Below are 22,794 nucleotides of genomic sequence, written 5' to 3' on the forward strand. Positions count from 1 at the left end.
CAGAGGCAGTCATAACAAACATAGTGAGCTCCTGATTAATCGATCAGCGCTTTTTGTAGACGTCTTTGTAGCGCGTGGTCGCAGCGGTGTGGCCCTGGAAGTCGGCTACGTCGGTGTATACCACCACGGTGTCGGTCATTTGCGAGACGGGCAAAATAGCCCCCACCTGCTGATCGACTTGCGCCTGGATATCCCGGTACTGGGCCAGTTGCTTGCCGGCGTCGGGCTCGACTTCCGCGCGCTCGATCAGTTGATTGAGTTCAGCGCTGTAAAAAGAAGTACGCCAGCCCTGAAAGTTGGTGAGCTTGGCTTCATCGCGGTTATCCGGGTTGTACACCAGGGTGCGCAGGCTGGAATGCGGATGCCGCTCTGCGCCGCCACCGCCGCGTCCGACAATGATGTCGAAGCTGCGCTCACGCATCGCGCCATAGATCTGGTTGCCGGTGCCGGTAATGATGCTGGCCTGGATACCGGCCTGGGCCAGGGTCGACTGCAGGTTGGAGGCAATGTTGATGAATGGCGGCTCGGCCAGCACGCGGATGGTGGTCTTGAAGCCGTTCGGGTAGCCGGCTTCGGCCAGCCAGGCCTTGGCCTGCTCGACATTGAGCGTATAGCCGGGGTCGGGCAGGCGCGCGGCCAACCCGAGCGGCATCGGCCGTTGGTTGATCACGCCGTAATGCGGCATGACCGTCTGGTTGATGCCCTGGTAATCGATCAGCGAACGCACGGCCTTGCGCACGCGCGCATCGGCGAACATCGGCTGCTTTACGCTCAGCGCCACGTAATACAGCGTGCCGCGTTGCAGGGTCTGGGTGCGCACCTTGTCGCTTTTTTGCAGGGCTTCGATGTCCGGCGCGGACATGCCTTTGGCGATGTCCAGGTCGCCGCGCTCGATCATCAGGCGCAACGACTGCGACTCGGTCATGTTGCGCATGACGATGCGCTTGAGCTTGGCCGGGCCACCCCAGTAACCGTCGAAACGGCTCATCAGGATGACATCGTTGGCGCGCCAGTCATTGAGCACGAACGCGCCACTGCCGGCCGCATGCGTCACCAGCCAGGCGGCGCCCATGTCGTTGTTTTTCTGGTGTTCGAGGACTTTTTTGCGGTCGAGGATAAACGCACTGGGCGAGGTCGCCAGGGTGTTGAGCACCAGCAGCGGATCGGTCGGCCGTGGCAGCTCTATCACGAAGGTCGCGGCATCGGTGGCGCGCATATAGCGTTCGACGTTTTCGGCGGTGAAGCCGTAGGCCTTCCAGGTCGACGCCAGGGCCAGGTTGAGTTTGAGCACGCGGTGCAGCGACCAGGCCACGTCTTCGGCGCTCAGGGTGTTGCCGGACTGGAACCTCACCCCGTCGCGTAAATTGAAGGTCAGGGTCTTGCGGTCATCACTGACCTGCCAGCGTTCGGCCAGCGCCGGCACCAGGCGGTCAGGCTGGGCGACGTCCTGCACCAGCAGCATGTCATAGAGGTTGGCGTTGATCTCCGACACGTCCAGGCCGGTGGCGGCCGCCGGGTCCAGGGACAACAGGTTGATCATGCTCATGCCGACAATCAGTTGATCAGCCGGGGTTTTGGCAAAGCTCTGGGGTACCGCGGTCACGGCCAGGGCGGCGACGAATACCCGCGCCCACAGCGAAGGGAAAATAGTCATAACAAGAGTGCCTTTTTTATATTTATAGGGCTCTCGGCCAGCCCGGCTTATGCCGAACGGGCCGTGTATACGTCAGAAGCTCTTAAGCGTGTTGGTCTCGATGTAGTTGAAGTCGATGTCTTCACCCAGGCCCGGCAAGTCGGACAGGTGCACAAAACCGTCATTGTCCATCGGGTCCACCAGGCGCTTGAGGTAGGCCGGAACGTCGTCGTAGTCCAGGTACGGGTGCAGCAGGCCGCGTTCGTACCAGGTGCAGTTCTTGATGGCGCCGACCACCGCCAGGTTGGCGGCGCCGTTGCCATGGATCTCGCAGTCCATGCCAAACGACTCAGCCAAATGCGCCACCTTCAGGCACGGTGCAATACCGCCGACGCCCGCCACGCCGGCACGCAAGATATCGCAGACATCGTGCTTGACCCAGCTGGCGCGGCTCAGGTGCTTGCCGGACAGGGTTTCCGGGCCCAGCACTGGTATATCCAACTGCCCCGCGAGCCAGGCATAGGACTCGGCGGACTCTTCCATCATCGGCTCTTCGAACCAGGCAAAGTCGAGCTTCTCCAACTCGCGCCCGATGTACAGCGCCTCGGTGCGGCTGTACCAGTGGTAACCATCGAGCATCAATGCAATGTCCGGCCCGACAGCTTCGCGCACGGCCGCACAGGCTGCGACATCGATGCGCGGGCTTGGCGCAAAAGACACCGGCGGCATCCACGTGTGCAATTTGATGGCCTTGTAACCGCGCTGCACCAGGGTTTCGGCGAACCGGCCGTAGTCGTCGGGGGTCGCCAGGCCGCCGGGCAACTCATCGCCGCACATGGTCGAGCCATAAGCCGGCACCTTATCGCGGAACCCGCCGATCAACTTGTGCACCGGCACGCCCAGTGTGCGCCCCGCCCAATCCCACAGCGCCTGCTCAACCAGGGCCAGCGCGCGGTCAGTCAACTGGCTGGCGCTGCCGCGCTGCCAATGCGCCAGGTCGTGCCAGATCTTCTCGCGGTCAAACGCGTTTTGGCCCACCAGCACTTTGCGCACAAAGCCGTCCAGCACATAGGGGCGGATCAACTCGGGGGCGCCAAAGGCATAACCCTCCTGGCCATCTTCGGTCTGGATACGCAGCAGCGCCATCTGCGCCTGGGAGACATCACCGGGGTGAGCATGGCCGGCGCTGTCCACTGCGCGGCGGGTCGGGTAGGAAAACACCTGGACGTTGACTGCTGTGATTCTCATGGACGTCTTAAGCCTTCTTATTGGATTTGAGACAGGAATGTCGTCTGTTGCGACCGATCATAGGTCATCGTACAACACTTGAAAAGACCCAATAATCCGCCTCCATTTCTGCGGTTTTCTCGGCAAAACCCCACATAAGCCCGATTTTTAAAGACAACCAAGGAATAACAGGATTGGCTGTAAAGCCCTATTCACTGGGCACATATATTTCAAGATGTTTCAAAACCACCGATAACCCGTAGACGAGTCGTCTTGTCGTACGATAACGTATATCGGCAGCATAGATGATATCCATACGCAACAACGTACTGCCGCAGCATCCTCAAACGACCCTAACAAAAACAAAAAAGAAGACCGTATGAACACCACCCTACGCACGCTCGTCACTGCCCTGGCCCTCAGCCTGCCGCTCTATGTCAGCGCTGACTCTGCCAGCATCAACTACCGCCACCAGTTCACCGAGGAAGACAGCGCCCACGCTGATCGAATCAAGCTCAATTACCGCCTGGACAGTGGCCTGGGTTTTGAAGCGGAAATGAAATACCGCACCGCCGGGGACCGCGAAGACGTCGCCTATGACAACCTGGTCAACAACGGTCACGAGTTCACCGTCAGCTACAACTACAAGCTCAGCCCGCAGTCGACGTTGACCCCGGCATTCCAGATGGACAGCTCGAAGGACTCGACCACCTACAAGCTCGGCCTCAAGTACAACTACAAGATCAACGATGCTTTCTACGCGGCGACGCGCTACCGGCTGGATACCAAAAAACTCGATCGCGACCAGGTCGACGAAGACCTGCCCGACCACATCAAGGATGACCAGACCACCCACCGCTTTGAGGGCTGGCTCGGCTATACGCCGGCGAGCAAATGGGCGTACGAATACCAGTTCATCTATTTCAAGACGGACTACATTCGCTACGACAACAAGAAGAACGACTACGAACAGAACCTGATCGTCAAATACAAACTGACCAAGGAATGGGCACCGTTCATGGAGATCGGCGACGTGAAGGTCAACGCCACCTCTGAAGACCGCCAGGCACGCTGGCGCCTGGGTGTGCAGTACAACTTCATGTAATGCCCCGCGCCACTTGCCTTGCTTGTGCGCATCGCTCGCCAGGCAAGTGGCACGCAGTCAACCAGCAGTAAAGCGCCACGAGCAGCCTGCCTCCGTTGGGCCGGGCTGCCGGCTCAGGGCCGCGCGGTTACTACGGCCGGGCCGTGCGACAACTGCGCGGCAGCCGCTTCGTAGGCACGGCGCATACGCTCGCGGCTGTTGGACAGGTGCAGGCGCATCGCGGCACGAGCGGCGTCGGCATCGCGCCGCAGGATGGCTTTGTAGATATCCTCATGCTCACGACTCAAGCGCTCCAGGTAGGGCTCCTTGTTGTCGTTGGCCAAGCGTTTGGAGTGCAGGCGCGTACGCGGCAGGATGTTGACCCCCAGGTGCAGCATGATATCGGTGAAGTAGCGATTGCCGGTGGCCAGCGCGATCTGCTGGTGAAACTGGAAGTCCGCCGATACCGCATAATCGGCACTCACCGCTCGCGAGTTAAGCGCATCCAACGAGTCGCGCATCACCCGCAACTGCTCATCGGTACGCCCCACACAGGCCAGCCCCGCCGCCTCCACTTCCAGACTGATGCGCAACTCGAGCACCGCCAGCACATCCTGCAAGGTCACGATGGTCTCTGGGTCGATCCGGAACCCACTGGGGCTGGGCACATCCTTCACAAACGTGCCGACGCCATGCCGGGTTTCGACCAGGCCCGCAGCTTGAAGACGCGAGATGGCCTCACGCACCACGGTGCGGCTCACGCCGTGCTCGGCCATCACTTGCGATTCGGTCGGCAGCTTTGTGCCACGCGCCAGCTCACCGGCGCAGATGCGTCGGGAAAGTTCGGTGACCAGCTCTTCGGCCAGGCTTCGGTGTCGGCGGCGAACCGTGGGCTGGACGTTCGGGTTGTCCATCAAGAACACAAGTCTCGGTTTACGAAGGAAGGCGCATCATAGCGCATTGGTTGTACGACAACGTAGACGCGCGTGATGGACACCCCGGTTACTTGCTCTCTTGAGCCTTGCCCTCCTGCATTTGCACCGACGATTTGCTGCCATCGGTGTTGTTCTTGGTGGTGTTATCGGCGCTGTCGAAACAGCCCTGAAGCATCAACATGCTGCACATTACCAGGCAGAATCTGTTCATGACGGGTCACCTGCTGACGGGTTTTATGAACGAGCCAAGCAGTGGCTCAGCCCCTTGATTTATCAGGCCGCCCGACCGACCCATACGTTCAACAAAACCGCTCAGGGCCTGACAAGTGGTTGCGGCGGGCAACGCAAAACCGGTGGCAAGCCGTATTACCCATTAAAAAAAGCTGCCCTTTGGCACCGATAACATCGTTTCTCGGGCGCACAGCCAGTCCCTATATTGAGCCGCACTATCCAGTGAACGAACCAACGTTCACGCCTCTTCAGTGCGAGTAGTCTCAATGAACAAAAAACCTGACAGCGCAGGGCTTGATAATGCGGGCGCCGGGACCCGAGCGGTCTGGGGTGGAGAGCAAGTCAGGCACCCCTACAACGCCACCCAAACCCCCATCGTAGTCAGCGCGGCTTACGGTTACGACGATATCGACGTCTGGTATGACGTGGCGCTGGGCAAGGCTCCAGGCTTCATCTATAGCCGAATGAGCAACCCGACGGTCGAAACCCTCGAAGCCAAAATCAGCGAGCTGGAAATGGCCGAGTCCGCCGTCGCGTTCAGCAGCGGCATGGCGGCCATCAGCAGCGTGCTTTACACCTTCCTGGCCCACGGCGATCGCGTGGTGTCCACCAAGGACAGTTATGGCGGCACCAACAAGATTTTCGAAGAATTCCTGCCGCGCATGGGCGTGGAGGTCACCTTGTGCGAAACGTTCGACCACGAGGCCATCGAACGCGAAATCGCCCGAGGCTGTCAGGTGCTGTACCTGGAAACGCCGACCAACCCGACCCTCAAAATCCTCGATATCCAGCGCCTGGTGGCAGCGGCCAAGCGCGTCGGCGCCCTGGTGGTGGCCGACAACACGTTCGCCACACCGCTGAATCAGAACCCGCTGGCGCTGGGGGTGGATGTGGTCATCCACAGCGCGACCAAATTCCTCAGTGGCCACGGCGACGTATTGGGCGGCCTGGTCTGCGGCGCTCAAGCGCTGATGAGCAAGGTTCGGCATTACCGCGAAATCAATGGCGCGACGCTCGACCCGTTCTCGGCCTACATGATCATCCGCGGCATGAAAACCCTGGTGCTGCGCATGCGCCAACAACAACGCAGCGCCCATGCCCTGGCGGAGTTTCTGTGCACTGAACCCTTGGTCGCGTCCGTCAATTACCCCGGCTTGCCCAGCCACCCGAACCACGCAGTGGCCTGCGCGCAAATGGGCGGTTTTGGCGCCATCGTCAGTTTTGTGCTGATTGGCGGCATGGACACGGTCAAGGTGCTGCTGCCGCGCCTGCGATTTGCTCACTGCGCCGGCAACCTCGGTGCGGTCGAAACCATCTACGGCCCGGCCCGCACCACCAGCCACGTGGAAAACACGCTTGAAGAACGCCTGGCGCTGGGTATTTCCGAAGGGCTGGTGCGTGTTTCGGTGGGGATCGAGGACACCGACGACTTGCTCGACGACCTGAAACAGGCGTTCGCGTTTGTGCGCTGCCTGCGCGAGGAAACAAGCCACCAGCCTGCCTGAACGCAAGTCTCAAACCCCACGACAGGGCCGTCTGTGGGGCGTTTCATGAAGAGGAATAATAATAAAACCAAGTGGCGAGGTTCCGACCTGCCCTAACAACTTTCATGAGAACAACCATGTCCATAAAAGAACAAAAACTCAACGCGCGCGCCGGTTTCAAACAGGAAATGCAGACCCGCCACATTGTCATGCTGGCCCTGGGCGGCGTGATCGGCACCGGGCTGTTCCTGACGTCCGGCTATACCGTCAACCAGGCCGGCCCCTTAGGGGCGGTCATCGCCTACATCATCGGCGCACTGATGGTCTACATGGTCATGATGTGCCTGGGTGAGCTGGCGGTGCAGATGCCTGAAACCGGCTCGTTCAGCACTTACGCCACGCGCTTTCTCGGCCCCGGCACCGGCTACACCGTGGCCTGGCTGTACTGGCTGACATGGACCGTGGCCATTGGTTCGGAGTTCACCGCTGCCGGTATCTTGATGACACGCTGGTTTCCGGACACGCCCGTATGGATCTGGAGTGCGCTGTTCGCCGGCACGGTGTTCCTTACCAACGTGGTCTCGGTCCGTCTGTTTGCCGAGACCGAATTCTGGTTGTCGCTCATCAAAGTGGTGACGGTGGTGGTGTTCCTGGCCATCGGCGGCGGGGCCATTCTCGGGCTGCTGAATATCGACCAGGCGCACAGCATCGGCTTGGCTAACTTTACTCGCGAAGGCTTGTTCCCCACCGGTTTCATGTCGATCGCGATGACCTTGCTGGCGGTCTCGTTCGCCTTCTCGGGCACCGAGTTGATCGGCATCGCCGCCGGCGAAACCAAAGACCCTCAACGCAATGTGCCGCGAGCCATTCGCACCACCGTGCTGCGCCTGGCGGTCTTTTTTGTCGGCACCATCTTTGTGCTGGCCACCCTGCTGCCACGCGAACAGGCCGGTTTGGTGGAAAGCCCCTTCGTAACGGTGTTCACCTACATCGGTATCCCCTACTCGGCCGACATCATGAACTTTGTGATCATTACCGCGCTGTTGTCGGCGGCCAACTCCGGGCTTTACGCCGCCTCACGGATGCTCTGGACCTTGAGCGACCAGGGTCACCTGCCCAAGCAGTTCTCGCAGCTGACCCGCATGGGTACGCCGTTGAATGCCATTATCCTGAGCATGATCGGCGGCGGCGCGTCCCTGCTCAGCAGTGTGTTCGCCGCCGACACCGTTTACCTGGCACTGGTATCGATTTCCGGGCTGGCGGTGGTGGTGGTGTGGATGAGCATCGCCGCCAGCCAAATTGCCTTTCGCCGGCACTATGTGGCCAACGGCGGCGATGTGCGCGCGCTGAAGTTCCGCGTCCGGGGTTACCCGTGGGTGCCGCTGGGCGCGCTGGCCTGCTGCAGCCTGGCCTGTGTGGGGATCGCTTTTGACCCGGAACAGCGGGTCGCGCTGTACTTTGGCGTGCCCTTCATCGCCTGGTGCTACTTCGTGTATTACATTACCCGCAACAGCCGCGAGCGACGCTTGTCGCTCGCCTCCACAGTGCAACCGTCCGATGCGTTCTAGGCTCGTTCGACGCCGTGGGTCAGCGTGCTCAGTGCAGCGTCAATGAGGTCCAGACCATGAAGCAAAAGCCGCTCCCCCCCTTGAACTGGCTGCGGGCCTTCGAGGTGTCCGCCCGCTGCTTGAACTTCACCCACGCCGCCGACGAACTGTGCTTGACCCAGGGCGCGGTCAGCCAACAGATCCGCCAACTGGAAAGCCATCTGGGGGTGGCGCTGTTCAAACGCCTGCCTCGCGGGCTGGGCCTGACCGAAGAAGGCCAGGCTTATCTGCCGGTGGTGCAGGATGCGATCACGCGATTGGCGGTGGGTACCAGCGAGATTTTTGGCCAGCACAAACGCCGCCCCATCAAGGTGCGCGGCAGCCTGGCGTTTTTCGTGCACTGGTTGGCGCCCAAGCTGGTGGACTTCCGTCAGTTGCACCCGCACGTCGATATCCGCTACATCAGTAATATCTGGGTCAAGGAACTCGATGGCGAAGACGATATGGAGATTCGCTGGGGCCATGGCCAATGGCCCGGCCTGGTGTCCCAGCGCCTGACCTGGGATACCCTGTTTCCGGTCTGCTCGCCGGCCCTGATGACGCGCTCGCCCCTCAAGGCGGCAAGCGACGTGGCCCAGCACACGCTATTGCATGTGCTGGGGTACGAAGAGGGTTGGGGCTACTGGCTGAAGATGGTCGGCGCCGACGCGGTCGACTCATCGCGCGGCCTGCAGTTCGATACGCTGATCTCGACATTGCGTATGGCGGAATTAGGGCAAGGCATTGCATTGGCCCGCTCTTCAATGGTCGACGAAATGCTCCACGACGGGCGCCTGGTTGAACCCTTCGACCAGCGCATCGAAGCCAGCGAATCGTTTTACCTGGTACGCGGTTCCGGCGCCGACGAGCATCCCGACGCCGTGATGTTTTCCACCTGGCTGGTCGAGCAGGCACACCGTTATAAATAAGTGGCCGGAGCCAAACCATGCGCTACGTGAGTACCCGAAACACGGCCGTGCAGGCCGACTTCGAACAGGTTGTATTATCCGGCATCGCCGATGACGGCGGGTTATTCGTCCCTTTGGCGCTGCCGTTGTTCGCGCCCCAGGACATCGCTAACTGGTCAACCCTGCCCTACGCCGAACTGGCGTATCGGATCATCCGACCGTTTGTGGGGGCGGCGATTGCTGAAACAGACCTCAAGCGCCTGCTCAACGCAGCCAGCAGTCGGTTCCAGCACCGTGCCGTAGCGCCGTTGCATCAGGTCGACCGCAATGAATGGGTGCTGGAGCTGTTCCACGGCCCTACCTGTTCCTCGAAGGATTTTGCCGCGCAACTGCAGGCGCAGTTGGTGCAGCATTTTCTGCAGCAGCGGGGTCGACGCGCAGTGCTGCTCGGCGCCACCAATGGCGACACCGGCCTGGCCGCCATCGAAGCGTTCAAACACAGTGCCGAGGCCCACGTGGTGGCGCTCTATCCCGAGCGCGGCGTGCCCCCGCATCAGTTGCAGGCGCTGTTGGCGGTGGCGCAGCCCAATGTGCATCTGTTCGCTGTCGACGGTAGCTTCGATGAGTGCCAGGGCATTGTGAGCGGGTTGTTCAAACAGTGGCCGTGCGCGCCGTACGCGGCGATCAGCTTCAACTCCAGCAACTGGGTCAACGTGCTGGCACAACTGGTGGTGTATTTCCACGCGGTCCTGCAACTGGGCGGCGGCCAGCGGCCGATCGGCTTCAGCGTGCCGGCGGCGAGTTTCGCTGAAGTCTATGCCGGCTATATCGCCCAGAAGATGGGCTTGCCCATCACCCAACTGATCGTCGCCACCAATACCAACGACGCCCTGCATCAGTTGTTTTTGAAGAACCATTATTCCAGGCTGCGCGCCAACAAGACCTTGTCACCGGCCATGGACCTCTCGACCTTCTCCAACCTGGAGCGTTTTCTCTGGGAGGTATACGAACACGACGCCGACGCGGTGCGCGCGTTGATGGACGGGCTGGAGTCCAGCGGCGAAATGACCATCGCCAATGACTGCTGGCTGCGGGCGCGAGTGATCATTGACTCCTATGCGGTCAGCGATGAGGAAACCCTGAACGAAATAATCGCGCTGCACCGTGACACCGGCTACATTGTCGACCCCCACACCGCCACCGGCGTGATTGCCGCCCGCCTGTACCGGCGCAGCCTGGTGGCGCCCATGGTCACGCTGGGGGAAATCTCGCCGGTCAAATCGGCGGCGCTGCTCGACGAACTGGGGATCAGTGTGCCGCGCCCGGCGTGCCGCAGCGCGCAGCACAACGGCCCGGCGCATCAGCGGATCAGGCCCGACAATATCGCCCTGCTCCTTCAACAGCTCGACGCGCTGTGAGGGCGCTGTCACTGGAGGCTCAATGAAGCGCATTCTGGACCCTCTCGATGAACGCATCATCGCCGAGCTTAGGCTCAACGCCCGGGCCGCCCACGCGGAGCTGGCGGCCAAGGTCAACCTGTCGCGCAACGCTGTGCGCCAGCGTATCGAACGTTTGGAACGTGACGGCGCCATCCTGGGCTATACGGTGCTCACCGGCGACGGGCGACAAGCCGCCGCGCAGATCAATGCGGTGATCTTCGTCTATCGCTATGACCGTATGCGCGGCGAGGATGTATTGCAGGCACTGCGCGCAATACCCGAAGTCATCCAGTGCGACGTGATGAGCGGTGAGTTCGACCTGATGCTGCGCGTCGGCGCAACGAGCCCGCAGCGGGTGCACCAGGTGTGGACCCAGATCTCGGCGCTGGCGGGCGTGGAAAACACCGTGACGTCCTTCGTCTTATCGTCTGTGGTCTGAGCCGTCGCTGCGATAAAAAAGCCAACCTGCGTTGGCTTTTTTTATGCCCGGCGTATGCGCCGCTCCTTGGTCAAAACGCCCATAAAATAGAGCAAATCGGCATATTTCACTGCCCTGGTAGCGCCCTTAACCTAGAGCACAACCACTCCTCACCCAGATCAGGGGCAATAAAAAAATGACTGAATACAAACTGGCGCTGGTCGGCTTCGGCGGTGTCAACCGGGCCTTGGCGCAACTGATTGCCGAGCGTAATGAGCGCTGGAAAACCGAGTTGGGTTTCAGCCTGACAATCGTCGGCGTTACCGACTTGTTCCAAGGCTCGGTGATCAACCGACAAGGGCTGGATGCCGCCGCATTGGCCGCGCTGCCCGTGGTCGAAGGCGCGTTGGCGCAATTGCCGGGCGGCGACGCGACGGCAAGCAATGAAGCCGTGATCAAAGACTGCGGCGCCGACATGATTGCCGAAGCCACGTTCACCAACCCGGTGGATGGTGAGCCGGCAACTTCGTTCTGTCGTTGGGCGCTGGAAAACGGCAAACATGTGGTCACCACCAACAAAGGGCCGATTGCCCTGCACGGTGCCGCGTTGAAGGCTCTGGCCCAGCGCAACCAGGTGGGCTTTGAATACGAAGGGTCGGTGATGAGTGGCACGCCGGTCATCCGCCTGGCCAGGCAGTTGCTGGCCGGCAGCACCATCAGCGGTTTCGAGGGCATTCTCAACGGCACCTCCAACTTCGTGCTCACCCGCATGGAGAGCGGCCTGGGTTTCAGCGAGGCGGTCAAACAGGCGCAGACGTTGGGGTATGCCGAAGCCGACCCGACGGCGGATGTCGAAGGCCATGACGTACGCCTCAAGGTGGTGATCCTGGCCAACGAACTGCTCGATGCAAAAATCAATGTCAACGATGTGCGCTGCAACGGTATCAGCGCCCTCACCCTCGGCGACATCGAGCAGGCTCGCCAGAACAATGCCCGCTGGAAACTGATCGGCGCCGCCACACGCAATGCCGACGGCTCGGTCAGCGCCAGCGTCGAGCCGCGCCTGTTGAGCAACGATCATCCGTTGGCCAGCATCGGCGGCGCCACCAATGCGGTGTCGTTCACCACCGACCTGATCGGCACGGTGACGGTTTCGGGGCCTGGCGCCGGGCGCACGGAAACCGCGTTCGCACTGCTGTCGGACATCATCAGCCTCCATCAATGCGCCACACAGCACCGGAAAACATGCCCATGAACGTCTCGAATCTGGCCCGCACTGTCGTGGCACCGCAGATCCAGGTCTTCAACCCTTTTGACGGTACGCCGGTCGGTGCCGTCGCGGACGTGTGTGCGTCGCAGGTTGCGCACCTGTTGGAACAGGCTCGCCACGGCGTTCGCGCTTGCGCTGCGTTGCCGCGTTACCGCAGGGCGCAGATCCTCGAACAGACCGCCTTGCACGTTGAACGCGACGCCCGGGCGTTCGCCCGGCTGATCGTCGACGAAGCCGGCAAGACCCTCAAGCAGGCCGAAAAGGAGGTCAAGCGGTGTATCAACACCCTCAAGTTGTCTGCCGAAGAAGCCAAGCGCAATGCCGGAGAAGTGATTCCATTCGATGCGTACGAAGGCTCGGAGTCGCGTCAGGGCTGGTTCACCCGTGAACCCCTGGGGTTGATTGTCGCGATCACGCCCTACAACGACCCATTAAACCTGGTGGCCCATAAACTCGGGCCGGCCATCGCTGGTGGCAACGCGGTGATTCTCAAACCGTCCGAACTGGCGCCGTTGTCGGCGATAAAACTGGTGGCGTACCTGGTCGAGGCCGGGCTGCCCGAATCGGTGGTCACGGTTGCCACCGGCGGTGCCGAGCTGGGCAAGGCCCTGGTGGCGGCGCGGGAAGTTCGCATGATTTCGTTTACCGGCGGCTTTGCCACCGGCGAGCAGATTTCCCGCACCGCGGGCTTGAAGAAACTGGCGATGGACCTGGGCGGCAACGCCCCGGTGATCGTCATGGCGGACTGCGACCTTGAGGCCACCGTGGCGAGTTGCGTATCGGGCGCGTTCTGGGCGGCGGGGCAAAACTGCATCGGCACCCAGCGGCTATTGGTGCATGCGTCGATCTATGCGGCGTTCCGGGCACGATTCGTCAGCCAGACCGAGGCATTGACGGTCGGGAACCCCCTGCTTGCCACCACCGATATCGGCCCGATGATCACCCAACAAGCGGCACAGAATGCCGAGCGCGTGGTGGCCGACGCACTGGCCCAGGGCGCCACGTTGCTTTGCGGGCATCGGCGCCAGGGCGCCTGCTACGCCGCCACGGTGCTGGAAAACGTCGATCACGCCAGCCGCCTCTGGCGCAACGAGGTCTTCGCGCCGGTGGTGGTGTTGCAGCCGTTTGAATCGTTCGAGGAAGCCATCGCACTGGCCAACGAACCCGACTACAGCCTGCACGCCGGGATCTTCACCCGCGATCTGGCCACGGCGATGACCGCTGCGCGCCGGATCGAAGCCGGCGGCGTGATGATCAATGATTCCTCCGACTATCGCTTCGATGCGATGCCGTTTGGCGGTTCCAAATACGGCAGCCTGGGCCGTGAGGGGGTGCGCTTCGCCTATGAGGAAATGACGCAACCCAAGGTGGTGTGTTTGAACACGCTGGGTTGAGCGATGCAAATCAGGTAGTTGTGCATTGGGCCGGTCCAGCCAACCGCCCAATGCGTTTTTCCGCTGATCAAGCCGCTTGCGCAGTCAAAGGCGAAAGCCGATCAGCACCTCAATCGCGGCGCAAAAGCGTATTCGGCGCCACCCCAAAGGCTTTGCGAAACGCATGGCTGAAATGAGAGAAGTCAGAAAACCCGAAGTCCAGCGCCGCCTGGGACACACTGCGCACCTGACCGCGTTCAATCGCTTCGCGGCTGGCGTTCAGGCGCTCTTTCCAGATTTCCGCCACAGGGGTTTTCTGGTACCGGGCAAAGGCGCGCGTGACGGTACGGGTGGACACATTGTGCGCCTGGGCGATGATTTCGATCGACAGGTCCGGCTCGGTCAGATGCCGTTGGATGTACTTCATGATGCGCCCATACAGGTCCAGTTCCTGGTGGGTGGTGTTCAGGTCCTGGAGTTCCAGGCTGAGCACCAGCAGGTCAAGCAAGGCCGTCGAATAACGCTTGGCGATGTGCTCATCCTGCAGCGACGCCGGCGTATTCGCAGCCTGACGCAGCATTTCACGCAAGGGAATGACGCCAGGGCGGCGGTCATCGAGGACCATTGCGGTGTACTCCGCAATGCGCGGCAGACGCTCGGTGAGCAAGGCTCGCGGAATCCGCACCAAGTGGTTTTCAGTACCACCGAAGCTGAATCGAAACGCCTGGGTTGCGTCATAAAGAAACAAATTGCCCGCGGCCAGGTTGGCTTTTCTTGAGCCTTGTTCAATTTGACCATGGCCATTTCGAGCGAAACCCAACCACAGATCCTCCGCCGGACAGCTGCGCAGGTGCCGCTCGGAGCGCTCCCAATAATGCAGTGGCGAGGACAGTGAACACAGGTCCAGATCGCCGACGGTATTGACCGCCAGCGCGCCATCGAAACTGCTCTGGGACAAGGGTTTGCTATCGGCCGCCAGGCAATGGCGACAGACCACTTCTTTCCAGTAATCAAAGCGACGTGGTGCAGGAACGGCAAGGGTCGAATACTGGGTGCTTGGGTTCATGGCACGGACCTCGGTACAGCGATGTCGTAACAGCGCGAGAAGGTGTAACTGACCTGTCACTGTTAGCAATTAATAGGCCAAGCACATTTTCATCGGCCCCAGGCGCCCAACCTGGTTATCCGCGCGCCGGGGCGGCAAAGGTTGCCTTCGCCCTGCTCACTTAAAGGTCGCCGTGCACCAACGCCGATCATCGGCGGGCCGGCAGTTCCAGCGTGTCTTTTCCAACCAAACGGTTGTCTTGACGAACCAAGCGGCCCCTCGCCGTCCCGCCTAATTTCCTCCTCACAGCAGCTCATACCCCCGCTGATGAGGCACGCCATGCATCGACCCTACGCACAACGCCTGTCTGATGCCTCCTGGCTTCTACAGGTGCGCGACCTGGTACCTGAAGAGTCGGCTTGTTGGTTGATCGAATGGGGGGCCATGAAGTTGCTGCATCGAGCGGCTACCGCCGCAGCGCTGACGCCCACCCGTAGGCCTGAACGAAAATAACGAGGAGCTCACCATGGAATCTGCAATCGACACCCATCTCAAATGCCCGCGCACCCTGTCCCGCCGGGTGCCCGACGAGTATCAACCGCCCTTCCCGATGTGGGTCGCCCGCGCTGACGAACAGCTGGAACAGGTGGTGATGGCTTACCTCGGCGTGCAATATCGCGGCGAGGCCCAGCGCGAGGCCGCACTGCAAGCCATGCGTCACATCGTCGGCAGTTTCAGCCTGGCCGATGGCCCGCAGACCCATGATCTGACCCACCACACCGACAGCAGCGGCTTCGACAATCTGATTGTCGTGGGCTACTGGAAAGACCCCGGCGCCCACTGTCGCTGGCTGCGCTCGGCGCCGGTGAACGACTGGTGGGCTTCGCAGGACCGCCTCAGCGACGGCCTGGGTTATTTCCGTGAAATCAGCGCGCCGCGTGCCGAGCAATTCGAGACGCTGTACGCCTTCCAGGACAACCTGCCCGGTGTCGGCGCGGTCATGGACACGACCAGTGGCGAAATCGAGGAACACGGTTACTGGGGCTCGATGCGCGACCGCTTCCCCATCTCCCAGACAGACTGGATGAAGCCTACGACCGAACTGCAAGTGATCGCGGGTGACCCGGCCAAGGGTGGGCGTGTCGTGGTCATGGGGCATGACAACCTAACGCTGATTCGTTCAGGCCAGGACTGGGCGGATGCCGAGGCGGACGAACGCTCGCTGTACCTCGACGAAATCCTGCCGACCCTGCAGGACGGCATGGACTTCCTGCGTGACAACGGCCAACCCCTGGGCTGCTACAGCAACCGGTTCGTGCGCAATATCGACCTGGACGGCAACTTTCTCGATGTCAGCTACAACATCGGCCACTGGCGTTCGGTGGAGAAACTCGAACGCTGGGCCGAGTCGCACCCTACCCACTTGCGCATTTTCGTGACGTTCTTCCGTGTGGCCGCCGGTTTGAAAAAGCTACGGCTGTACCACGAAGTGTCGGTGTCGGACGCCAAGAGTCAGCTTTTCGAATACATCAACTGCCATCCGCACACCGGGATGCTGCGGGACGCACAAGCGGCAACCGCCTGAGCATTCGCACGCTGAACGCCCATTTTCGCTGGCTTGCCACCTTACCGGGTGGCACGGCATCCCTTTGCGAGGAACACACCATGAACAAGATCCGCTTGCTGACACTTACCACGGTATTGCCGATGCTCCAGGCTCAGGCCGTTGAGGTCGCCCCTGGCGACTATGAGCAATACCCCGTGGGCGCGACCATCGGTGCGATCTATTACCAGCACGCCACCACCGACTCGGCCTACGCCAACGGCCATAAGGCAAGCTCGGATTTCAGGCTGAATTCTGACGTCGGCATCCTGCGTCTGCTGCATGTGTATGCGTTGAGCGACACCGTCACTATCGACCCACAGTTCCTGCTGCCCTTTGGGCACGTCTCCAGCGACGGTGACGCCTCGGCCCTGGGCAGTACGCGCGGGATTGGCGACTTGATCCTGACGGCGCCGCTGAAGTGGCGGTTCAACGCTGCTCGCGACACCCTCAGTATCGCCCCCTATGTATATGTGCCCACGGGCACCTACGACAAAGATGACGCGCTCAACATCGGTGAGAACCGCTGGAAATTCGAACTGCAGAGCGCCTACGTCAAGCACTTCACGGAACACTGGGCGATGGACATGGTGGGCGGCGCGACCTGGTATGGCGATAACACCGACTACGGCGCCAATGCCGACCGGCTAAAGCAGGACGTGTCCTACGCAGCACAGGTGATGGGGCGCTATATGCCCGATGCCACCACCGCGTTCGGGATCGGCTTCGGACGGACCTGGGGCGGTGAGACCAACATCGAGCACGTCAACCAAGATAACGAACTGGGAACCACCAACGTGCGCCTGACGGCCACCAAGTTCGTCACGCCCCAGGACCAGATCCAGCTGCAATTGGGCAAGGACCTGTCGGTGGACAACGGGGCCAGGGAGGACTTCCGGATGAACCTGCGCTACGCGCGCGTGTTTTAAGGCGCTCCCGAAGACAGCGGCCGACCGCCCCTCGCGCTCAGCGCCGGGGGGTGTCCGGCCCAGCCAAGTCGCTGTCCGTTTCAACCAAGCCTCTGCCCGCAGGCGCGGATTATCTTGAGCGCCAGGCCACTTACGATAAGGACTGCCCTCCATGGCAATCGTTCGCCCCACCCTTGAGCAGCTACTGGACATGACGAGCCGCCTGCATATGCGGCTCAGCCCCGAGCAAGCCAGTGAATACCTGACCCTTATGCAGGCGAGTTTCGACGCCTATGACCTGATTGACGCACTGCCCGACTTCGTCCCGCCGACGCGGTATGAACGCACTGCGGGCTATCGCCCCTCGGCGGCGCACAACCCGCTCAACGCCTGGTATTACCGCACCGAAGTCAACGGTGCCCGCGAAGGCAAGCTGGCGGGCAAGACGGTTGCGCTCAAGGACAATATCTCGCTGGCCGGCGTTCCGATGATGAACGGCGCCAAGCCGCTGGAGGGCTTTGTGCCCGCGTTCGATGCCACCGTTGTCACCCGCCTGCTGGATGCGGGCGCAACCATCCTCGGCAAAGCCACCTGCGAGCATTACTGCCTGTCCGGCGGCAGTCACACCTCCGACCCGGCGCCGGTGCATAACCCCTACCGTCACGGTTTTGCCTCGGGTGGCTCGTCCTCCGGCAGCGCGGCGCTGGTTGCCGCGGGCGAGGTCGACCTGGCGGTGGGCGGAGATCAAGGCGGCTCTATCCGGATTCCTTCCGCATTCTGCGGCACCTACGGGATGAAACCGACCCACGGCCTGGTGCCTTACACCGGCATCATGGCCATTGAAGCAACCATCGACCATGCCGGCCCCATCACTGCCACCGTGCGCGACAACGCGTTGATGCTGGAGGTCATGGCCGGCGCCGACGGCCTCGACCCGCGCCAGGCCGCGCCGCAGGTCGACACGTACAGCGCTTACCTGGACCGTGGTGTGAAAGGGCTCAGGATCGGCGTTTTGCGCGAAGGCTTTGAACTGGCCAACCAGGACCCGCGCGTCGCCGCCTCGGTGCGCAATGCCATTGCCCAGTTTGAGCGGTTGGGCGCGCAGGTGGAGGACGTGTCGGTTGCCGAACATGCGATTGCCGGCGCCCTGTGGCACCCGATCGGCTGTGAAGGTCTGACCATGCAGATGATGCACGGCAATGGCGCCGGTTTTAACTGGAAAGGGCTGTACGACCTTGCGTTACTGGACAAACAAGCCGGATGGCGCGAACAGGCGGATGACCTGTCCGCGTCCCTGAAGCTGTGCATGTTCGTCGGCCAATACGGGGTCGAGCGCTACAACGGGCGTTACTACGCCAAGGCGCAAAACCTCAGGCGGCTGGCACGGGCCGGTTATGACGCGGCCTTGGCACGCTATGACCTGCTGGTGATGCCGACCGTGCCGATCATTGCCCAGCCCCACCCGGAGCCGGGTTGCTCGATCACCGATTACGTGGCGCGCGCTCTGGAAATGATCGGCAACGCCTCTGCCCAGGACATCACCGGCCATCCGGCCATGTCGATTCCCTGTGGCCTGGTGGAGGGGTTACCGGTCGGGCTCATGCTTGTGGGCAAGCACTATGCCGAAGGCACGATTTACCAGGCTGCCGCCGCGTTCGAAGCGGCTGTCGACTGGAAAAACGCCTGACCGGTTCGTCCCATGCAGCGCAAAAAAAATAAAGCCGCCAGGCGCTGCTTCGAAGTTCAACGATGAGGAATCCACTGATGACCAGCCAACACACCCCCTCTACGCCCGGCGAACGCGCACAGGCGCTATTGCAGGTACTCAAGCAAAAGGACCTGATCCCCGAGGGCTACATCGAACACATGACGCAACTGATGGCGCACGAATGGAGCCCGCAAAATGGCGCCCGCGTGGTCGCCAAGGCCTGGGTCGACCCGCAGTTTCGTGCACTGTTGCTCAAGGACGGCACCGCCGCGTGCGCCCAGTTCGGCTACACCGGCCCGCAGGGCGAGTACATCGTCGCGCTGGAGGACACGCCCGGGGTCAAGAACGTGATTGTCTGCAGCCTGTGCTCGTGCACCAACTGGCCTGTCCTGGGCCTGCCGCCTGAGTGGTACAAGGGCTTTGAGTTCCGTGCGCGCCTGGTCCGGGAAGGCCGCACCGTGCTGCGCGAACTGGGGACGCAGCTGCCGGGTGACGTGGTGGTCAAGGTCTGGGACACCAGCGCCGAAACCCGTTACCTGGTGCTGCCGGTCAGGCCTGAAGGCTCCGAGCACATGACGCAAGAGCAGCTGCAGAACCTGGTGACCAAAGACGTGCTGATTGGTGTCGCCCTGCCCCGCGTTGGCTGAACAAACCACGCATCACCGTTCAATTCCCGGAGTTTTCATTATGGATGGCTTTCACGATCTCGGCGGTTTCCAAGGCTTTGGCAAAGTCCCCCACACCATCAACAGCCTGAGCTACCAACCGGTATTCAAGCAGGACTGGGAACACCTGGCCTACAGCTTGATGTTCATCGGTGCCGATCACTTGAAGAAGTTCAGCGTGGACGAAGTGCGTCATGCCGTCGAACGCCTGGACGTTCGCCAGCATGTCGGCACCCAGTACTACGAACGCTATGTCATCGCCACCGCCACCTTGCTGGTTGAAACCGGCGTGATCACCCAGGCCGAGCTTGATCAGGCCTTGGGCTCGCACTTCAAGCTGGCAAACCCCGCACACGCCAACGGGCGCCCGGCGATCACCGGCCGCGCGCCCTTCGAGGTGGGCGACCGGGTGGTGGTGCGAGACGAGTACGTGGCCGGGCATGTGCGCATGCCGGCCTACGTGCGCGGCAAGCACGGTGTGGTGCTGCACCGCACCTCACAGACGTGGCCGTTCCCGGACGCGATTGGCCATGGCGATACGAGCGCGGCGCATCAGCCGACCTACCATGTCGAGTTTCGCGTGAAAGACCTGTGGGGCGATGCGGCCGATGAGGGGTTCGTGGTGGTCGACCTGTTCGAAAGCTATCTGGACCACGCCGACCGCCCGGTGAGCGCATGATGGACGGCGCCGTGACAGGCCGACTGCCGGTGACGGTGCTTTCCGGCTTCCTCGGCGCCGGCAAGACCACCCTGCTCAACCATATCCTGCGCAACCGTGAAGGCCTGCGCGTGGCGGTCATCGTCAATGACATGAGCGACGTCAACATCGACGCCGCCGAGGTGCAGCGCGACGTGTCGCTGCACCGTGGTCGCGATGAGTTGATCGAGATGAGCAACGGTTGTATCTGCTGCACACTGCGCGCCGATCTGCTGGAGCAGATCAGTGCCCTGGCACGCCAGCAGCGTTTCGATTACCTGCTCATTGAGTCCACCGGTATCTCTGAACCGATGCCGGTCGCGGAAACGTTCGCCTTCCTCGACGCAGAAGGCTTCAGCCTCAGCGAACTGGCGCGGCTCGATACCTTGGTGACGGTGGTCGATGGCAGCCGCTTTCAGGCGTTGCTCGAATCACCACACACGGTTGCCCGCGACGACGCACAGGCGCATACGCCGATGCGCCCTCTGGCGGATCTGCTGATCGAACAGGTGGAATACGCCAACGTCATTCTGGTCAACAAGCTCGACCTGCTCGACGAAGCAGGTTACCAGGCCGTGCATGCGATCCTCGCCGGCCTTAACCCCAGCGCGCGGATCGTGCCCATGGCGCACGGCAATACCGAGTTATCCGGCATCCTCGGTACCCACCTGTTTGATTTACCCAGCCTTGCGGCGGCACCGGGCTGGATGAGGCAGATGGAAGCGAGCGACGCAGCAGCCTCCGAGACGCACACCTATGGCGTGACCTCCTGGGTCTACCGCGAACGCGCGCCTTTTCACCCTCAGCGCTTGCTCGACTTTCTCAATCGCCCCTGGAACAACGGACGGCTGTTGCGCAGCAAAGGTTATTTCTGGCTCGCCAGCCGGCACCTGGAAACCGGCCTGCTGGCGCAAAGCGGCAGGCAGTTCCAATGGGACTATGTCGGGCGCTGGTGGAATTTCATCGAGCCGTCGCAATGGCCGCGTGATGCGTATCGGTTGCAGAGTCTGATGGACAAATGGGACAGCGTTGTCGGCGACTGTCGGCAAGAGTTGGTCTTCATCGGCCAGGACCTGGATACCCACGCATTGCAACGCGAACTCGACGCCTGCCTGCTGAGCGCCGAGGAAATCGCCGCCGGCCCGTCGGCCTGGCAAGCCCTGCCGGGGGCGGCGGCCTTTGACAGCCGGGCCTTGTCGGCGCCGACGCCGTCCTTGCCGGCAGATCCCACTTGACCGAGGTAGAGGTGCTCCATGCTTTTTTTCAGCCGAACCACCCGCTGGGTACTGGCACCGCTCGCCGACAGGCTGGACCAGCCTGATCAGGCGAACACGCCGCTGTCGTCGAACCACCCGCTGTTGCGCCGCATCCTGGCCGGCGTCGAGCGGTTGCTGCAAGAGCGGCGCAGCCTCAACGAGCAGACCCGCGCGTTGACGCTGGAGGTGACGCAACTGGACGAACGCCTGACCCGCAGCGACAGCCAGTTGCGGCAGTTGCAAGCGCGCTGGGCATTGATCACCCGCGGGGCGGATGAACTGTTCTGGGAGCTGGACCTGGATGACAGCGCTGCACCTGCGCCGGAGTGTGCGCTGGAGTGGACAGGGTCTACGTCGATCCAGACCCAGGGTATCGATCAGTTGGCGTGCTGGAGCGAACAGCTGCACCCGGCTGACCGGCAAGCGCACCTGGAGACGCTCGGCCGGCACCTGGCCGACCGCAGTGGGCGCACGCCCTTTGCGTTGAGGGCGCGGATGAGGTCCGCAAGCGGCGGTGACTATCGCTGGTGCAGCATCAGCGGTGTTTCGCGGCGCGATGCGCAAGGCTTGCCTGTGGCCATCGGTGGGACCCTGCGTGATGTCCACGAGCAACACCTGCACAACGAGACGCTCGAACTGGCGGCCACTCGTTTCGACATCGCCCGGGAAATGCTCCACGACGGGCTCTGGGACATTGAAGTCGTGGCCGGCGACCCGGCGAACCCGAAAAATACGATTTGGTGGTCTTCGCAAATGCGCCGGCTGCTGGGCTGCAACACGGTCGAGGAGTTCCCCAACACCCTGGAAAGCTGGACCTCGCGCCTGCATCCCGACGATAGCGCACGGGCGATTGCAGCGTTTGTCGCGCACGTCGACGACCGCAGCGGCAAGACGCCGTTCGACGTGGACTATCGCCTTAAACACAAAAATGGCAGTTACCGCTGGTTCCGCGGCCGTGGGCAAACGCGCCGCGCCGCGGACGGTTCGCCGCAGAGGGTGGTAGGCGCCATTACCGATATCCATGCCCACCATGAAGAAAGCGCGATGCGCGAGGCGCAGGCACAGCAACATCGGGTGATGCAGGAAACCCTCAGCAAGTTGACGCAAATCGTCGCCACCATCCAGGGCATTGCCAGCCAGACCAACCTGTTGGCGTTGAACGCCGCCATCGAGGCGGCGCGGGCAGGCGACGCCGGGCGCGGGTTTGCGGTGGTCGCCGATGAGGTTCGCAAGCTTGCCACCCGAACCAGCCAGGCGACCCGGCAAGCGGCCGAGATGATGGACAACTAGCCGGATCGACACGCCTTCGCTCGACGCGGGCACA

Annotated in this window: 20 protein-coding genes; 15 read left to right on the forward strand and 5 right to left on the reverse strand. The window is 61.9% G+C overall.

The window, feature by feature from the left end; translation table 11 throughout:
• Positions 1 to 43 precede the first annotated feature (43 nt).
• On the reverse strand, positions 44 to 1,654 hold the full coding sequence (locus AB4N98_RS02085) for an ABC transporter substrate-binding protein (RefSeq protein ID WP_065877835.1): 1,611 nt from the start codon (positions 1,652 to 1,654) through the stop codon (positions 44 to 46).
• A gap of 72 nt (positions 1,655 to 1,726) precedes the next feature.
• On the reverse strand, positions 1,727 to 2,881 hold the full coding sequence (locus tag AB4N98_RS02090) for a mandelate racemase family protein (RefSeq protein ID WP_026067292.1): 1,155 nt from the start codon (positions 2,879 to 2,881) through the stop codon (positions 1,727 to 1,729).
• Positions 2,882 to 3,239: 358 nt separating this feature from the next.
• On the opposite strand from AB4N98_RS02090, the gene AB4N98_RS02095 reads away from it, so the two are divergent.
• Complete coding sequence (locus AB4N98_RS02095; RefSeq protein WP_017528335.1) at positions 3,240 to 3,965, forward strand: oligogalacturonate-specific porin KdgM family protein; 726 nt, start codon at positions 3,240 to 3,242, stop codon at positions 3,963 to 3,965.
• Positions 3,966 to 4,078: 113 nt separating this feature from the next.
• Here the strand turns inward: AB4N98_RS02095 and AB4N98_RS02100 are convergent, their stop codons facing one another.
• Together AB4N98_RS02100 and AB4N98_RS02105 are read right to left on the reverse strand one after the other, a co-directional pair.
• On the reverse strand, positions 4,079 to 4,858 hold the full coding sequence (locus tag AB4N98_RS02100; RefSeq protein WP_017528334.1) for a FadR/GntR family transcriptional regulator: 780 nt from the start codon (positions 4,856 to 4,858) through the stop codon (positions 4,079 to 4,081).
• Between the two features lie 88 nt (positions 4,859 to 4,946).
• A complete protein-coding gene (locus AB4N98_RS02105) occupies positions 4,947 to 5,090 on the reverse strand; it encodes a hypothetical protein (RefSeq protein WP_017528333.1) in 144 nt (47 codons plus the stop codon).
• A 286-nt stretch (positions 5,091 to 5,376) separates the two neighbouring features.
• Between AB4N98_RS02105 and AB4N98_RS02110 the strand changes: the two genes are divergently transcribed.
• From AB4N98_RS02110 to AB4N98_RS02140, 7 genes are all read left to right on the forward strand, one after another.
• Entirely contained in the window at positions 5,377 to 6,615 is a 1,239-nt protein-coding gene (locus tag AB4N98_RS02110; protein ID WP_017528332.1) for a cystathionine gamma-synthase family protein, read from the forward strand.
• A gap of 116 nt (positions 6,616 to 6,731) precedes the next feature.
• On the forward strand, positions 6,732 to 8,162 hold the full coding sequence (locus AB4N98_RS02115; RefSeq protein WP_017528331.1) for an amino acid permease: 1,431 nt from the start codon (positions 6,732 to 6,734) through the stop codon (positions 8,160 to 8,162).
• Positions 8,163 to 8,218: 56 nt separating this feature from the next.
• Positions 8,219 to 9,109, forward strand: a complete 891-nt coding sequence (locus tag AB4N98_RS02120) for a LysR substrate-binding domain-containing protein (protein WP_017528330.1) — start codon at positions 8,219 to 8,221, stop codon at positions 9,107 to 9,109.
• 17 nt (positions 9,110 to 9,126) lie between these two features.
• Positions 9,127 to 10,506: a threonine synthase gene (gene thrC, locus AB4N98_RS02125; RefSeq protein ID WP_065877834.1), complete on the forward strand. Its 1,380-nt coding sequence runs from the start codon at positions 9,127 to 9,129 to the stop codon at positions 10,504 to 10,506.
• 22 nt (positions 10,507 to 10,528) lie between these two features.
• Positions 10,529 to 10,966 carry an Lrp/AsnC family transcriptional regulator gene (locus AB4N98_RS02130; protein ID WP_017528328.1) on the forward strand — a complete coding sequence of 146 codons (438 nt, stop codon included), beginning with the start codon at positions 10,529 to 10,531 and terminating at the stop codon, positions 10,964 to 10,966.
• 175 nt (positions 10,967 to 11,141) lie between these two features.
• On the forward strand, positions 11,142 to 12,200 hold the full coding sequence (locus tag AB4N98_RS02135) for a homoserine dehydrogenase (RefSeq protein ID WP_017528327.1): 1,059 nt from the start codon (positions 11,142 to 11,144) through the stop codon (positions 12,198 to 12,200).
• Positions 12,197 to 13,609, forward strand: a complete 1,413-nt coding sequence (locus AB4N98_RS02140) for an aldehyde dehydrogenase family protein (protein WP_017528326.1) — start codon at positions 12,197 to 12,199, stop codon at positions 13,607 to 13,609. The genes AB4N98_RS02135 and AB4N98_RS02140 overlap by 4 nt, the downstream gene beginning before the upstream one ends.
• Before the next feature lie 109 nt (positions 13,610 to 13,718).
• Here AB4N98_RS02140 and AB4N98_RS02145 read toward each other — a convergent pair whose 3' ends face one another.
• A complete protein-coding gene (locus AB4N98_RS02145) occupies positions 13,719 to 14,654 on the reverse strand; it encodes an AraC-like ligand-binding domain-containing protein (RefSeq protein ID WP_460149196.1) in 936 nt (311 codons plus the stop codon).
• Positions 14,655 to 15,159: 505 nt separating this feature from the next.
• Here AB4N98_RS02145 and oxdA point away from each other — a divergent pair.
• From oxdA to AB4N98_RS02180, 7 genes are all read left to right on the forward strand, one after another.
• Positions 15,160 to 16,218 (forward strand): aliphatic aldoxime dehydratase, encoded by a 1,059-nt coding sequence (oxdA, locus tag AB4N98_RS02150; RefSeq protein ID WP_017528324.1) that lies wholly within the window; start codon positions 15,160 to 15,162, stop codon positions 16,216 to 16,218.
• 80 nt (positions 16,219 to 16,298) lie between these two features.
• Complete coding sequence (locus AB4N98_RS02155; RefSeq protein ID WP_068932193.1) at positions 16,299 to 17,165, forward strand: transporter; 867 nt, start codon at positions 16,299 to 16,301, stop codon at positions 17,163 to 17,165.
• Positions 17,166 to 17,316: 151 nt separating this feature from the next.
• Positions 17,317 to 18,831: an amidase gene (locus AB4N98_RS02160; RefSeq protein ID WP_017528322.1), complete on the forward strand. Its 1,515-nt coding sequence runs from the start codon at positions 17,317 to 17,319 to the stop codon at positions 18,829 to 18,831.
• 77 nt (positions 18,832 to 18,908) lie between these two features.
• Positions 18,909 to 19,499 carry a nitrile hydratase subunit alpha gene (nthA, locus tag AB4N98_RS02165; RefSeq protein WP_065877828.1) on the forward strand — a complete coding sequence of 197 codons (591 nt, stop codon included), beginning with the start codon at positions 18,909 to 18,911 and terminating at the stop codon, positions 19,497 to 19,499.
• 40 nt (positions 19,500 to 19,539) lie between these two features.
• Positions 19,540 to 20,196 carry a nitrile hydratase subunit beta gene (gene nthB / locus AB4N98_RS02170; protein ID WP_003173242.1) on the forward strand — a complete coding sequence of 219 codons (657 nt, stop codon included), beginning with the start codon at positions 19,540 to 19,542 and terminating at the stop codon, positions 20,194 to 20,196.
• A complete protein-coding gene (locus AB4N98_RS02175) occupies positions 20,193 to 21,449 on the forward strand; it encodes a GTP-binding protein (protein WP_026067291.1) in 1,257 nt (418 codons plus the stop codon). Before nthB ends, AB4N98_RS02175 begins: the two co-directional genes overlap by 4 nt.
• 18 nt (positions 21,450 to 21,467) lie before the next feature.
• Positions 21,468 to 22,760 carry a methyl-accepting chemotaxis protein gene (locus AB4N98_RS02180; protein ID WP_217856347.1) on the forward strand — a complete coding sequence of 431 codons (1,293 nt, stop codon included), beginning with the start codon at positions 21,468 to 21,470 and terminating at the stop codon, positions 22,758 to 22,760.
• Positions 22,761 to 22,794: the final 34 nt, after the last annotated feature.

It is taken from the genome of Pseudomonas sp. S3_E10, assembly GCF_054667615.1.

Coding starts and splice junctions, on each gene's coding strand:
- AB4N98_RS02100 (WP_017528334.1), bottom strand. CDS start 4,858: ATGGACAACCCGAACGTCCAGCCCACGGTTCGCCGCCGACACCGAAGC.
- nthB (WP_003173242.1), top strand. CDS start 19,540: ATGGATGGCTTTCACGATCTCGGCGGTTTCCAAGGCTTTGGCAAAGTC.
- AB4N98_RS02085 (WP_065877835.1), bottom strand. CDS start 1,654: ATGACTATTTTCCCTTCGCTGTGGGCGCGGGTATTCGTCGCCGCCCTG.
- AB4N98_RS02175 (WP_026067291.1), top strand. CDS start 20,193: ATGATGGACGGCGCCGTGACAGGCCGACTGCCGGTGACGGTGCTTTCC.
- AB4N98_RS02180 (WP_217856347.1), top strand. CDS start 21,468: ATGCTTTTTTTCAGCCGAACCACCCGCTGGGTACTGGCACCGCTCGCC.
- AB4N98_RS02110 (WP_017528332.1), top strand. CDS start 5,377: ATGAACAAAAAACCTGACAGCGCAGGGCTTGATAATGCGGGCGCCGGG.
- AB4N98_RS02090 (WP_026067292.1), bottom strand. CDS start 2,881: ATGAGAATCACAGCAGTCAACGTCCAGGTGTTTTCCTACCCGACCCGC.
- AB4N98_RS02145 (WP_460149196.1), bottom strand. CDS start 14,654: ATGAACCCAAGCACCCAGTATTCGACCCTTGCCGTTCCTGCACCACGT.
- AB4N98_RS02120 (WP_017528330.1), top strand. CDS start 8,219: ATGAAGCAAAAGCCGCTCCCCCCCTTGAACTGGCTGCGGGCCTTCGAG.
- AB4N98_RS02160 (WP_017528322.1), top strand. CDS start 17,317: ATGGCAATCGTTCGCCCCACCCTTGAGCAGCTACTGGACATGACGAGC.
- AB4N98_RS02115 (WP_017528331.1), top strand. CDS start 6,732: ATGTCCATAAAAGAACAAAAACTCAACGCGCGCGCCGGTTTCAAACAG.
- AB4N98_RS02135 (WP_017528327.1), top strand. CDS start 11,142: ATGACTGAATACAAACTGGCGCTGGTCGGCTTCGGCGGTGTCAACCGG.
- AB4N98_RS02130 (WP_017528328.1), top strand. CDS start 10,529: ATGAAGCGCATTCTGGACCCTCTCGATGAACGCATCATCGCCGAGCTT.
- oxdA (WP_017528324.1), top strand. CDS start 15,160: ATGGAATCTGCAATCGACACCCATCTCAAATGCCCGCGCACCCTGTCC.
- nthA (WP_065877828.1), top strand. CDS start 18,909: ATGACCAGCCAACACACCCCCTCTACGCCCGGCGAACGCGCACAGGCG.
- AB4N98_RS02105 (WP_017528333.1), bottom strand. CDS start 5,090: ATGAACAGATTCTGCCTGGTAATGTGCAGCATGTTGATGCTTCAGGGC.
- AB4N98_RS02140 (WP_017528326.1), top strand. CDS start 12,197: ATGAACGTCTCGAATCTGGCCCGCACTGTCGTGGCACCGCAGATCCAG.
- AB4N98_RS02095 (WP_017528335.1), top strand. CDS start 3,240: ATGAACACCACCCTACGCACGCTCGTCACTGCCCTGGCCCTCAGCCTG.
- AB4N98_RS02155 (WP_068932193.1), top strand. CDS start 16,299: ATGAACAAGATCCGCTTGCTGACACTTACCACGGTATTGCCGATGCTC.
- thrC (WP_065877834.1), top strand. CDS start 9,127: ATGCGCTACGTGAGTACCCGAAACACGGCCGTGCAGGCCGACTTCGAA.